Consider the following 12815-nt stretch of genomic DNA (forward strand, 5'->3'; position numbering starts at 1 on the left):
CGGGCCGGTTCAGCGCGAGCGAAGCGGCCCGTCCGCGAGCGCGGAAAAGCGGTCGAGGTGCAGCAGCTCGATGATCTTGCGGGTCGGCACGCTCGCACGCAGCGTCTCCAGCCGCTCGACGTCGAACCACTTGCAGCGCGCGATCTCGTTGCTCGCGCGTGGCGTCAGGTGTTTCGGCACGTCGGCCACGAACACGTGATGGAGCTTCGTGAGGCCGCCGAACTGCACCGCGTAGTCGAGCGCGAGCCCCTCCAGCCGCGTCTCCTCCGCCAGTTCCCGCTGCGCGGCCTCCAGCGGCGTCTCGCCGCGCCGGATCGTGCCGCCCGGCAGCGACCAGCGCGCCGCGGTACGGGCGACCAGCAGCACGCTGCTGCGCTGGCGGCACACGATCGTGGCGCGTTCCTTGATGCTGACGACGGTATCCGGCCCGGTATTCATGTTCGGCAAAACAAAACAGGTGCTCAATCGTGGAGGGAAATGCACGTCGGCCGATCGCCGGGCACGACGGCATGCAAGCCGCCGCGCCGATCATACCGGCCGTTCGTGACAGTTCCGTGCGTTGCCGCGCGCAACGCGGATCACGTCACGCGTGCGTGTCGATCCCCGTGCGCGCCGGCTTTCCGGACCGCCCGTGGCGCTGCTTGTGGACGGTACGCCGGTGGTGATGCGGCGGCGTCACATGCGGGCGCACCGGCGCGGGTCGTGCCACCGGCGCGGCGGCCCGCGGCTGCAATTGTCCCTCGCCAAAATGGAAGGTCTGGGTTTGCGCGCGGGCGACGCCCAGCGTCGACGCCAGCAGGATGGCCGCGAGCAGCATGCGTTTCATGAAATCTCCGTCTTTCTTCAGTTGAGCACCGTCCGCCAGCTTAGCGAATCGCGGCCCGGCGCGGCAACCGGCCGGCGTTCGGTGTCGTCCCCACTTGCGGCCGGCCGCGTTCTCGGCGCGGCCGCCGGGACATCTCCGGCTTGACAACGAAATTCGTGAGTGTGAATATAAATTCACGCACAAGAATTATTCTTCAAGTCCGGAAAACCGTGCCGCCGCTGTCGGCACGGCGGAACCGGCGGTCCGATCAACCGGAAGCAGGAGCGAGACGCATGGCGGAACTGGAACAGCAGGGCGCGTTGGCGGGGTTGCGCATCATCGATCTGTCGCGGGTGCTGGGCGGCCCGTATGCGACGCAGATCCTCGCCGACCACGGCGCGGAAGTGATCAAGGTCGAACCGCCGTCAGGCGACGAGACGCGCACCTGGGGGCCGCCGTTCGACGGCGACACGGCGTCGTATTTCCTCGGCGTGAACCGCAACAAGCTCGGCATCGCGCTCGACCTGACGCAGCCGGCGGATCGCGAGCGGCTGCTCGGCCTGCTCGAGCACGCCGATGCGCTGGTCGAGAACTTCAAGATCGGCACGATGGAGCGCTGGGGCCTCGGCTTCGACACGCTGCACGCGCGCTTTCCGCGCCTCGTCCATTGCCGCGTGTCGGGCTTCGGCGCGGACGGCCCGCTCGGCGGGCTGCCCGGCTACGACGCGGCCGTGCAGGCGCTGGCCGGGCTGATGAGCGTGAACGGCGAGGCGGGCGGCGCGCCGCTGCGCGTCGGCGTGCCGATCGTCGATCTCGTCACCGGGCTGAACGCGGCGCTCGGCGTGCTGATGGCGCTGCGCGAACGCGATGCGAGCGGGCGCGGCCAGTTCGTCGAAGCGACGCTGTTCGACTGCGCGCTGTCGATCCTGCATCCGCATACGCCGAATTTCTTCCATTCCGGGAAGGCGCCGGTGCGCACCGGCAACGCGCATCCGAACATCACGCCGTACGACAGCTTTCCGACCGCGAGCGTCGACATCTTTCTCGCGGTCGGCAACAACGGGCAGTTCGCCGCGCTGTGCAACGTGCTCGGCACGCGCGACTGGCCCGACGATCCGCGCTTCGCCGACAACCGCGCGCGCAGCGCGAACCGCGCCGCGTTGCGCGCGCTGCTCGAAACGGCGCTCGCCGCACACGACGGCGCGGCGCTCGCCGAGCAGCTGATGCGCCGCGGCGTGCCATGCGCGCCCGTGCTCGGGCTCGATGCGGCGCTCGACCATCCGCACGTCGCGCATCGGCAGATGAAGGTCGAACTGGGCCGGCATCGCGGCATCGCGTCGCCGATCAAGCTCGGCCGAACGCCGGCCACGTACCGGCGGCCGCCGCCGGCGCTGAACGAACACGCGGCGCAGGTGTTTGCCGACGACGATCGCGACAGCACCGACAGCCGGCCGCGTCGCAACTGACACGCAACACGGCCTGCGGCCGTGCGGTGGCGCCCGACGCCGCCGCACGAGCGCGCGCGCCTTCGGACATCACGCCATGCCGCGCCCGACGCGCGCCGGCACAAGAGGAGACACATCATGCTCGCTTGGATCGGCGCGATCGCGATCGTCGCGCTGTTCGGCCTGATCATCACGAAGCGGCTGGCGCCGCTCGTCGCACTGATCGTCGTGCCGGTGGCCGCGTCGCTCGCGGCCGGCTTCGGACTCTCGACCGGCACGTTCATCGTGCGCGGCGTGCAGAACATCGGCCCGATCGCCGGGATGTTCGTTTTTGCGATTCTATTTTTCGGAATCCTCACCGATGCGGGGATGCTCGATCCGATCATCGCGGGCGTGCTGCGCGTGATCGGCTGCCATCCGCCGCGCATCGTGACGGGCTCGGCGCTGCTCGCGCTGCTGATCCACCTGGACGGCTCGGGCGCCGTCACGTTTCTCGTCACGCTGCCCGCGATGATGCCGCTCTATACGCGGCTCGGCATGGACCGGCGGATTCTCGCGTGCGTCGCGTCGATGGCGGCCGGCGTCAACTTCCTGCCGTGGGTCGGCCCGATGCTGCGCGCGTCGGCGGCCTTGCACATCCCCGGCTCGGCGATCTTCATGCCGATGATCCCGGTGCAGATCGTCGGGCTCGCGTTCGTGTTCGGCACCGCTTACGTGCTCGGCGTGCGCGAGGCAAAGCGGCTCGGGCTCGATCGCGCCGGCGCGGCGTCGCTCGCGATCGCACCGCGCGAGCTGACCGACGCCGAGCGCGCACTGCGCCGGCCCGGCCGCTTCCGGATCAACCTGGCGCTGACGCTCGTCGTGCTCGGCACGCTGGTGTCGGGCATCGTCGACCCGATGGTGATGTTCATGCTCGGCACGGTCGCCGCGCTCGTCATCAACTATCCGGACGTGCAGGCGCAGCGCGAGCGGATCGACGCGCACGCGAAGGCCGCGCTGATGATGGCGAGCGTGCTGCTCGCGGCCGGCGCGTTCACCGGGATCATGTCCGGCACCGGGATGCTGAAGGCGATGGCCGAGGTCGTCGTCGCGCACGTGCCGGTCGAGCATGCGCGCCACATGCCGTTCGTGCTCGGCCTGCTGTCGATGCCGCTCAGCCTGCTGTTCGATCCCGATTCGTTCTACTTCGGCGTGCTGCCGGTGCTCGCGGAAAGCGCGAAGCTGCTCGGCGTGCCGCCGATCCAGATGGCGCAGGCCGCGCTGCTCGGCCAGATGACCACCGGGTTCCCGGTCAGTCCGCTCACGCCCGCGACGTTCCTGATCGTCGGCCTGACCGGCGTCGAACTGGCCGAGCACCAGAAGTTCACGATCCCGTTCCTGTTCGCCGCCACCGTGCTGATGGTCTTCGCCGCGGTCGTGGCGGGCGTGTTTCCGTTGTGAGCGTCCACCTGCCTGCCGCGCCGCGCCGGCTGCCGCCGAGGCCCCTCGAAGGCCGGCGTCGTCTTGAGCGCGGCGCGGCCGTTCACGTTTTCCTGGAGAGCAAATCCATGCAGTTCGACCTGACCGACGACCAGCGCGCGATCGAAAGCGCGATCGAGAAAATCTGCGAACGCTTCGGCGACGACTACTGGCTCGAGCGCGATCGCGCGGGCGGATTTCCATCCGACTTTCACGCGGCGCTCGCCGAGGCCGGCTGGCTCGGCATCGCGATGGACCCGGCCCACGGCGGCGCCGGGCTCGGGATGACCGAGGCCGCGCTGATGATGCGCACGATCAGCGCGTCGGGCGCCGGCCTGTCGGGTGCCTCGGCCGTCCACATGAACATCTTCGGGCTGAACCCGGTGCAGGTGTTCGGCAACGACGCGCAGAAGGCGCGCTTCCTGCCGCCGCTGATCGCCGGGCGCGACAAGGCCTGCTTCGCGGTGACCGAGCCCGACGCCGGCCTCGACACGACGCACCTGAGCACGCAGGCGCGCCGCGACGGCGACCACTACGTGCTGAGCGGCCGCAAGATCTGGATCTCGACCGCGCAGGTCGCGAACAAGATGCTGATCATCGCGCGCACGACGCCGCTCGACCAGGTCGCGAAGCCGACCGACGGCTTGAGCCTGTTCTACACCGACCTCGACCGTTCGCGCGTCGAGGTGCGCGAGATCGAGAAAATGGGCCGCAAGGCCGTCGATTCGAACATGCTGTTCATCGACGACCTGCGCGTGCCGCGCGACGACCTGATCGGCAACGAAGGCGAAGGCTTCCGCTACCTGCTGCACGGGCTGAACCCCGAGCGGATCCTGATCGCCGCCGAGGCGATCGGCCTCGGTCAGGCCGCGCTGCGCCGCGCGACGCAGTATGCGTGCGAGCGCGTCGTGTTCGGCCGGCCGATCGGGCAGAACCAGTCGATCCAGCATCCGCTCGCGCAAGCGTGGATGCAGCTCGAGGCCGCGTGGCTGATGGTGATGAAAGCCGCGACGCGCTACGACGCGGGGCAGCCGTGCGGCGCGGAGGCGAACGCCGCGAAGTACCTCGGCGCGGAAGCCGCGTTCCAGGCGTGCCAGACGGCGATCGCGACGCACGGCGGGATGGGCTATGCGAAGGAATACCATGTCGAGCGCTACCTGCGCGAGTGTATGATTCCGAGGCTCGCGCCCGTGAGTCCGCAACTGATCCTGTGCTACATCGCGGAGAAGGTGCTCGGGCTGCCGAAGTCGTACTGACACGCGGCGGCTCGCCCGGCGCGCGTTTCCCGTTCCGAATCAAGCGCTCGTCATGGACGTCAAACTCGTTGCCCGCACGCTCGATCTCTTCGAGCTGTTCGCCGCCGAACGGCGGCCGCTGCCGCTCACCGAACTCGCGCGCCTGCTCAACGTGCCGGCGTCGAGTTGCCTGGCGATGGCGCGCACGCTCGTGAGCCGCGGCTATCTGTACGAGGTGCGCAAGCGCGGCGGCTACTATCCGACGCGGCGCCTGCAGACGATCGCCGCCGCGATCGACGCGACCGATCCCGTCGTCGACATCGTGCATCCGCATCTCGTCGCGCTGCGCGACGCGAGCCGCGAGACGGCCGTGCTCGGCAAGATCCAGGGCGCGTCGGTCACGTATCTCGACGTCGTCGAGTCGGAGCAGGCGATCCGCTATACGCGCCAGCCGGGCGAGCTGCGCCCGCTGCATGCGAACTCGATCGGCAAGGCGATCTTCGCGGAACTCGCGAGCGACGCGCAGCAAGCGCTCGGCGCGCAGTTGTCGTTCGAGCGCTTCACCGATGCGACGGTGGCCGACCTGCCGGCGCTCGTCGCGCAAACCGCGCGGTTTCGTGAACTCGGCTGGGCCGAGAACTTCGGCGAGAGCGCGCCCGAGCTGTCGGCGATCGCGGTCGCGCTGACGCTCGACGGCGACTGGTACGGGCTGTCGGTCGTCGGGCCGACCGAGCGGATCCGCCAGCATCGCGACACGCATGCGGCGCTGCTGGTCGATGCGAAGGCGCGGCTGCTGGCCGAGCAGGGGCGCGGGTAGCAAGGACCGCGAAGCGGGGCAGGGGCGCTTGCTTCGCTTCGCGGCCCGTTCACTGCGATGCAGGATGGCACCTGGGAGGGGTCGCATTCAGCGTGACATGCGCATTCGCGAGCGTGAATGTTTCGCCCTGAACGTCACTCATCCCGATCATCGGCGTAACGCCCACCATCTGCCGCAGTTGCGCATCAGTCTTCGGCTGGCCCGCCGACTTGATGCCGCGTCGAGTTGCGCGTAGATCGCTTGCGCGTCGCTGGTCACGGTCGCGCCCATGTCAGGGGGCGAGACCGTAGTCCGTCGTCATCAGATTCACCGCGTCGAGCGCGACAATCACGAAACTCGAAAAATCACAAAAAAATGATGACAAGTCGAAGTGACGCGTATACATTACATCGAGATTGCTCGACAATAATTATATAAACGATCCCCATATTTGCTTCCAAAACAAAGCTATTGAAGCATGAATTTTTTATGTGATATGGGGAACACAATGGCCGAAAAGAGAAACTCGTTGCTCGAAATTGATCACATGCCCAATGTTGCGAGGAAGCGGCGCAAATTGTTGGGTATGTCGATTGTCACCCCCGCAACCATGATGTTGAGCCCGCTGCGGAGCTGGGCCCAAGGCCATGGTCCCGCCGATGACATGATGCCTCCAATCAATATAACGGCGCCCCATGATTACAGCCTTCCAATGGCAACTCCGAATGGCCCCGCCGGCGGATATGTTTGGGCTCCTGGCATGGAAGATATTCGCGGTGGAATTTGGCAAATCGGGCAGTTCAGGCTGGTGAACGGAAAGAGGGTTTTTGAAGCCGCCGCCGCGAAAGATCCACTTGAAATGTTGCGCCAATTCGCATACGGCATTGAATTGGCAAGCAACCGCGTCATTCGAGCTCAAATTGCGACCTATGGTCTTTTTACGCAATGGTTGGCCAATAACGGCTGGCAGAGCATTGCTGGAGCCAGCCAGTACGAGCTCTCCAATATGCAAATAGGTGGCTTGACGACGGCATTTGGTATTTTTAGCAATTATTATTTCAGCCACCTTCCTTCGCCGCCGATATCCGATTTCAAGTTTTACGCTACGCCATTTTTCCCGTTGGCCGCATACGACTATTGGATTCGAGGAGACGGCAGCCCGAGATCCGTTGATTTGAGGTCCCTCCATCTCAAAATCGGAGCCGCCGAAATTGGTCCAATTCGAAGCATCATCGTTAACGACGGAATGGGACCCGGAACATACCCAATAGATGCGGCGTTCAGCACAAATCTTCTTAGCGATCACGAGTACATAGTCGGGTCGGCGTTAGGCCGAGTCAGCGGGCATGTTACCGGGCAGCTAACATTAGATATCGACGGAAGCTTCAATTTCAACGGGGAATATACACTCAACCCTGACAAATTCGATTTTGATGCATCGAATTCTCGGCCAGCGGTTCAGGAGGCGCTCACCACACTGATTCGAGTAATTGGCTCATTTACCGGGCATCACGATTATATGATTTACTTCACTGGTTCTCAGCCGTTGAACATTCGAGGCACCAGGGCCAGCATAAGAGCAACGAACCCCGGCGGTGGCGCAGTACACGTTCCCTCCATAGGGCGCGGACGAGAAAGGCCGTCAATCAATTAATTAATAATTTTTCAGAAATGTCGAATTACTGCTTCGATTTTTGATTGATGGAGGTGTGATGCCGAAAGCATATTTCTCCAAATTCTTTAAATTCATGCTCGCCGCTGTTTTTTTGATTGCGCTGCTAGCTGCATTACTGATAGGCGTTATGGCATATATTCGAGATGATGGAGGTGACGCGGCCTGCCCAAATCTCTCCACGTCCCAGATGCGGGCTTATCTAAGCAAGTATGCCAAGCATAACAATTTGTCGAATGTAACGTTTGATGAGGCTGCGGAGTATTTGGTGGATCTGCAGCAATGGAAAATTCCTTACCGCGTCGACAATCATCGTTATGTAGCAAAAATGACCTGCAAAGGCTTTGTGGTTGACAATGTAGGTCCTTTTGATTGACCCCCCAAAAAAACGTGGATTGACGAGTTCGGGGATATCGAATCGCCCGTTCAACTTCATGGCCTCCATGCATCATGGAGGGGCGGGCGAGCGACGAGCGGGAGGCATCGATTGGCAGAGATTCTTGCGCCCAAGCAACTGTCGCCGGACGATTCCACTAGCTAAGGGCGCAAGGCGGGACTGTCGCTCCATCCGCATCGAAGTTCAGCGATACCAGCGCGGCGTATAAACCCACTCACGCCCGTCGCCGATCGCGAAACGCCGCGTCGTCGACGAACCGACGATCACCATCGTGCGCATGTCCACCTGATCGCTGCGCAGCGCGCCGAGCGTCGTCGTCACGAGCGTCGCGCCGGGCCGGCCGATGTCGCGGCCGAGCACGACGACCGTGTCGGCCGCGCGGTGCGCGCGCACCGCATCGAGCGCACGATCGAGCTGCCACGGCCGCGCACGCGAGATCGGGTTGTAGAACGCCATCACCAGATCGGCTTGCGCCGCGTGCCGCAGGCGCGTCTCGATCACGTCCCACGGCTTCAGGTTGTCCGACAGCGAGATCGCGCAGAAATCGTGGCCGAGCGGCGCGCCGGCCTGCGCGGCGGTCGCGAGCGATGCCGATACGCCGGGTTCGATGCGCAGTTCGACCGCGGCCCAGCGCGGATTGCGCGCTTCGTCTAGTGCTTCGAGCACGGCCGCGGCCATCGCGAACACGCCGGGATCGCCCGACGAGACGACAGCGACGCGCCGGCCCTGGGCCGCCAGTTCGAACGCATGACGCGCGCGCTGCATTTCCTCGCGATTGTCGGTGCCGTGCACGCGCTGCTCCGCGCGGAACGGGCCGGCCATCGTCACGTAGGTCGTATAGCCGAGGATATCGGTGGCGTCCGCGAGCGCGCCGCGCGCCGCGGGCGTGAGCCACGCGGCGTCGCCCGGGCCGAGGCCGAGCACCGTCAGGCGGCCGCGTGCACGGCCGAGCGTGGCGGGGTCGACCGGTTGCGCCGCGACCGCGCAGGCGAGGCCATCGGACGTTGCGCGCAACGTATGCGCGACACGCAACGTGCTGCCGAGCAAGGCGGCCGCATCGGTGTCTCCAGCGCCATCGCTATTGCCATCGACATCGACATCGACATCGACAAAGCGCAGCGGCACGTCCAGCGCTCGAGCCGCCGCTTCAACCCGTGCATCGCCGAGCAACGTCGCCGGTGCGACGAGCGCGGCAAGCGCCAGCCGCGCGAGGCCGTGCGCGTCGAGCAGCGCGTCGATGCGTTCGGCAAGCGACGGCGCCGCGTCCGCCCGCACGCCGCGCGCATCGACACCGACCACCACGCTGCGCGGATGGATCACGAGTTCGTCGCGCGCGCCGCGCCATGCATCGGGCGTCACGCGGATCGCATGCGCGGCCGCGTCGTCGCGCGGCAGCGCGACGTCGTCGAGCCACGGCGCCGCGCCGTCGACGCGCGTGGCTGCGCCCGCGAGCAGGTCGGACACGAAGCGCTTGCCTTGCTGGAGATCGGCGAGCGCATAGCCGTCGGGCGGATTGAGCACGCACGCGCCGAAGCGCAGCTCGCCGCTCGTGGTGATCGCCGGCGCGACGCCGAGGCATGCGGCGATTTCGCGCGCGATCACGTTGACGCCCGTCAGCCCGCCGAGCAGCGGCACGACGGCCGAACCGTCTTCCGCGACCGCGAGCACCGGCGGCTCGACACCCTTGTCGGCGAGTGCCGGCGCGACGCAACGGATCACGATGCCGGCCGCACACAACGCGACGATCGGCAAGCCGCGCGCGTAGAGCGCGCGCAGGTGCGCGCCGAGCTCGTCGAACGGCACGTCGGCCTCGACGCGCGACGCGAGCCCGTGCACGGCGGCGCCCGGATAACGCGCCTGGATGCGCCGCGCGGTATCGAGCGCGCCCGCGCCGAGAATCACGATCGCGGGCGGAGTCGTCATCCTTGCCATTTTTCCCCCGGGACGACGAGCAGCGAGAAATACGGCGACGCCATCGGATCGACTTCGTCGAGCGGCACGATGCGCTGGGCCGCCATCGTCGCGCGCTCGACGTACAGCGCGCGCTTCGCGAGCCCCAGTTCGTCGAGCACGCGCCGCACCTTGTCGAAGTTGCGGCCGAGCTTCATCACGACGGCCGCGTCGGCCTGCGCGAGCCGCGCGCGCAATTCGTCCTCCGGCAGCACGCCGGACAGCACCGACAGGCTCTGGTTGCGATAGACGAGCGGCTGGCCGAGCACGGCCGTGCCGCCGAGCATCGCGCACACGCCCGGGATCACTTCGGTGTCGTAGCGCGGCGCAAGGCGATCGTGCAGGTACATGTACGACCCGTAGAAGAACGGGTCGCCTTCGCAGATCACCGCGACGTCGCGTCCGGCGTCGAGATGCGACGCGACGATCTCGGCCGCCGTGTCGTAGAAGTCGGCAATCACGGTCTCGTAGCAAAGCGGCGGCGCCAGCGCCTCGGTCGTCACCGGATAGACGAGCGGCAGTTGCGTCTGCGCGTCGCGCAGGTGCGCCTCGACGATTCCGTACGCATTGCCCTTCTTGCCCTTCGCGACGAAATACGCGACCACCGGCGCGGCCTGCAGCACGCGCAGCGCCTTGATCGTCATCAGTTCTGGATCGCCGGGGCCGACGCCGACCCCGAACAGGCGTCCGCGCGGGGCCGTCATTCGGCCTCCGTCGCGAGTGCGTTGACCGCGGCAGCGGCCATCGCGCTGCCGCCGCGCCGGCCGAGCAGCGCGACGTACGGCACGCCGCGGCTGTCGGCGTCGAGCGCCGCCTTCGATTCGGCCGCGCCGATGAAGCCGACCGGAAAGCCGAGGATCAGCGCGGGGCGCGGCGCACCGGCGTCGATCATGTCGAGCAGGTGGAACAGCGCGGTCGGCGCATTGCCGATCACGACGACGCTGCCGGCCAGATGCGGGCGCCACAGTTCGAGCGCCGCGGCCGAGCGCGTGTTGCCGAGATGCCGCGCGAGGTCGGGCACTTCCGGTTCGCCGAGTGTGCAGATCACGCGATTGCCGGCCGGCAGCCGCGCGCGCGTGATGCCTTCGGCAACCATCTTCGCGTCGCACAGGATCGGCGCGCCAGCCGCGAGCGCCGTACGGCCCGCCGTGCCAGCGCCGGCCGAGAAGCGCAGGTCGTAGGCGACATCGACCATCCCGCACGCGTGGATCACGCGCACCGCGAGTTTCTCGAGATCGGGCGGAACCTGCGACAGGTCGGCCTCGGCGCGGATCGTCGCGAACGACTGGCGGTAGATTTCCTGCCCGTCGCGAATGTAGTCAAGCATCGGTGGTGTCCTGGCTGTGGCGCGCGCCCGTCAGTCGGGCCGCGGCCTGGTCAATCGTCAGATGGCGCGCGAGCGGGGCGCCGAGGCCCGCGGCAGCATCGCGCCGGTAAAGGTCGTAGCGCGCGGGCGCGACCGCGACGAGCGTATGCGTCGCGGGGTGCGGCAGCGCACAGTGGCGCTCGCAGCCGGTCAGGTGCACGTCGACCGGATGGCCGACGCGCGCGGCCAGCGCGAGCGCATCGCGTTTCGTATCGGCGCGCGACTTCGCGCAGCCCGCGCTGCCGGTGCAGGCGACCAGCGCCGCCAGCGGGTCGGATGTCGTGCACACGAGCCCGAGCGACGCGAGCGCGTCGAGCACGGCCGGCGCACGTTCGTGCCGCACGCCGTGCACGAACACGCCTTGCCACGGCGTCATCGACAGCGTGCCGTCGCCGTCGGCGTCGGCCAGCGCCGCGAGCCGTTCCAGTTGCGACGCGTCGAGCCGGCCGAGCACGAACTGCGCGCCGACGCTGCAGCGATCCGCGTCGCGCGACGGCCGTGCACCGAAACGCAGCGCGGCATCCGCTTGCGTGCGCCGCCAGCCGGCCAGTGCCGGATCGGCTTCGAGCGGGAAGGGTACGTAATGCTGCGCGCGCTCGCGCAACGCGCGTGCGCCGCCGGTCGCGAGCCACGCGCGCATCCGCGTGACGTCGGCCGGCGCGAGATCGAGGAACGCCAGCAGCAACGCGCGGACGAGCGCGACGGTCTGGTCCGGCGCCACGTCGAACGCAGCGGGCGGATCGCCGGGCGCGACCGGCGGACAGCCGGCCAGGCCCGCGGCGATGCGGACCGCGCCGTCGCCGCGACGCCACGCGGCGAGCCAGATGTCGTGCGGATGATCGAGCGCCGCGACCGATTCGCCGCCGTCGAGCTGGATCGAGAATTTCGGCGACAGTTCGCCGCGGCGCGGCTCGTGCGTCAGCATGTCGAGCAGCGCAAGCGCGAGTGCGCGGCTGTCGAGCAGCGCGTCGGGATCGCGCCCCGCAAGCGGGCTGAGCATCAGGTTGCGGACGTCGTCGCTTGCGGCGAGCGCGGCGCGGTCGTCAGCGGCATCGCCCGCGTTGATGCGCGGGCCCAGGCCCGCGTCGAGCAACGCGTCGACCAGCGTATCGGCCGTGCCGTCGCGAATGCCGCGCAGCTGGAGATTCGCGCGATTGGTCGAGTCGATCGCGCCGGAGCCGCAGGCACGCGCGACGGCGGCGATCGCGCGCGCCTGCCGCGCGTCGAGCCGGCCGCCCGGCAGCTTGATCCGGCACAGCCCGCCGTCGGCGGCCGCGACGACGCGCACGAGCCCCGGGCAAGCCGAAGGGCGCACGACGGGCGAAGCAGGATTCGAATCGGGGGCGGATCTCAACGGGATACCGGGACAGTGTCGCGCCGCGGCCAACGCATCGGTACACCCCGCCCGACGCCGACTGGCACGCACGCACTTTCAGGCCGGCAGGTCTCCTGGCTGACAGGTCGGCGCCGGCTCCCGGCCTTCCCGGTGAAACCAGTGGCATGAGGGGGGAGATCGGCTCGCTGTCTACAGTTGCGGGGGCAGCCACAGCGGCGCGCGGCGCGCCCTGTGTTCCCTCTTCGGCCCCGAAGGGCACCGGCGAACGAACGGCCGTAGGATACCCGATTTCACCGGCGTTTCGGGACCCCCAGGCGACCGCCGGGCAGGCGCCGTGGCCGACGCGAAACGCGGC

Annotated in this window: 12 protein-coding genes, 1 pseudogene and 1 riboswitch; of the genes and pseudogenes, 6 read left to right on the forward strand and 7 right to left on the reverse strand. The window is 67.6% G+C overall.

The genetic code is table 11. The features are described from left to right. Positions 1-9 precede the first annotated feature (9 nt). Positions 10-438 carry an NUDIX hydrolase gene (locus U4Y91_RS30720; protein ID WP_124520781.1) on the reverse strand — a complete coding sequence of 143 codons (429 nt, stop codon included), beginning with the start codon at positions 436-438 and terminating at the stop codon, positions 10-12. Between the two features lie 145 nt (positions 439-583). Then, entirely contained in the window at positions 584-826 is a 243-nt protein-coding gene (locus tag U4Y91_RS30725; RefSeq protein ID WP_321808208.1) for a hypothetical protein, read from the reverse strand. Positions 827-1098: 272 nt separating this feature from the next. Between U4Y91_RS30725 and U4Y91_RS30730 the strand changes: the two genes are divergently transcribed. From U4Y91_RS30730 to U4Y91_RS30745, 4 genes are all read left to right on the forward strand, one after another. Beyond that, positions 1099-2271 carry a CoA transferase gene (locus U4Y91_RS30730; protein ID WP_321808209.1) on the forward strand — a complete coding sequence of 391 codons (1173 nt, stop codon included), beginning with the start codon at positions 1099-1101 and terminating at the stop codon, positions 2269-2271. A gap of 117 nt (positions 2272-2388) precedes the next feature. After that, the gene (locus tag U4Y91_RS30735; protein WP_321808210.1) at positions 2389-3690 is read left to right on the forward strand and encodes a citrate:proton symporter; all 1302 of its coding nucleotides are present in this window, start codon (positions 2389-2391) and stop codon (positions 3688-3690) included. Positions 3691-3797: 107 nt separating this feature from the next. Then, a complete protein-coding gene (locus tag U4Y91_RS30740) occupies positions 3798-4964 on the forward strand; it encodes an acyl-CoA dehydrogenase family protein (RefSeq protein ID WP_321808211.1) in 1167 nt (388 codons plus the stop codon). Positions 4965-5016: 52 nt separating this feature from the next. Next, positions 5017-5760 carry an IclR family transcriptional regulator gene (locus tag U4Y91_RS30745; RefSeq protein WP_124485494.1) on the forward strand — a complete coding sequence of 248 codons (744 nt, stop codon included), beginning with the start codon at positions 5017-5019 and terminating at the stop codon, positions 5758-5760. An 82-nt stretch (positions 5761-5842) separates the two neighbouring features. Here U4Y91_RS30745 and U4Y91_RS30750 read toward each other — a convergent pair. Continuing rightward, positions 5843-6085: pseudogene (locus tag U4Y91_RS30750) on the reverse strand (chitinase); the annotation flags it as partial. Positions 6086-6247: 162 nt separating this feature from the next. Between U4Y91_RS30750 and U4Y91_RS30755 the strand changes: the two are divergent. Continuing rightward, positions 6248-7393: a lipid II-degrading bacteriocin gene (locus U4Y91_RS30755; protein ID WP_321808212.1), complete on the forward strand. Its 1146-nt coding sequence runs from the start codon at positions 6248-6250 to the stop codon at positions 7391-7393. A 58-nt stretch (positions 7394-7451) separates the two neighbouring features. Next, positions 7452-7787 carry a hypothetical protein gene (locus U4Y91_RS30760; RefSeq protein WP_321808213.1) on the forward strand — a complete coding sequence of 112 codons (336 nt, stop codon included), beginning with the start codon at positions 7452-7454 and terminating at the stop codon, positions 7785-7787. 204 nt (positions 7788-7991) lie between these two features. On the opposite strand, the gene cobJ is transcribed toward U4Y91_RS30760, so the two are convergent. Genes cobJ through cobG form a run of 4 tightly spaced genes read right to left on the reverse strand, consistent with a single transcriptional unit; the run spans position 7992 to position 12439 of the window. Further along, positions 7992-9731, reverse strand: coding sequence for a precorrin-3B C(17)-methyltransferase (gene cobJ, locus U4Y91_RS30765; protein WP_321808214.1), 1740 nt, complete (start codon positions 9729-9731; stop codon positions 7992-7994). Continuing rightward, positions 9728-10462, reverse strand: coding sequence for a precorrin-2 C(20)-methyltransferase (locus U4Y91_RS30770; RefSeq protein WP_044843548.1), 735 nt, complete (start codon positions 10460-10462; stop codon positions 9728-9730). The genes cobJ and U4Y91_RS30770 overlap by 4 nt, the downstream gene beginning before the upstream one ends. Then, the gene (locus U4Y91_RS30775) at positions 10459-11085 is read right to left on the reverse strand and encodes a precorrin-8X methylmutase (RefSeq protein WP_321808215.1); all 627 of its coding nucleotides are present in this window, start codon (positions 11083-11085) and stop codon (positions 10459-10461) included. Before U4Y91_RS30775 ends, U4Y91_RS30770 begins: the two co-directional genes overlap by 4 nt. Further along, positions 11078-12439, reverse strand: a complete 1362-nt coding sequence (gene cobG, locus U4Y91_RS30780; RefSeq protein WP_321808258.1) for a precorrin-3B synthase — start codon at positions 12437-12439, stop codon at positions 11078-11080. The genes U4Y91_RS30775 and cobG overlap by 8 nt, the downstream gene beginning before the upstream one ends. 106 nt (positions 12440-12545) lie before the next feature. Further along, positions 12546-12738: riboswitch (cobalamin riboswitch) on the reverse strand. Between the last annotated feature and the right edge of the window lie 77 nt (positions 12739-12815).

This window comes from Burkholderia sp. BCC1993 (genome assembly GCF_905339865.1).
Taxonomy (GTDB): Bacteria; Pseudomonadota; Gammaproteobacteria; order Burkholderiales; family Burkholderiaceae; genus Burkholderia.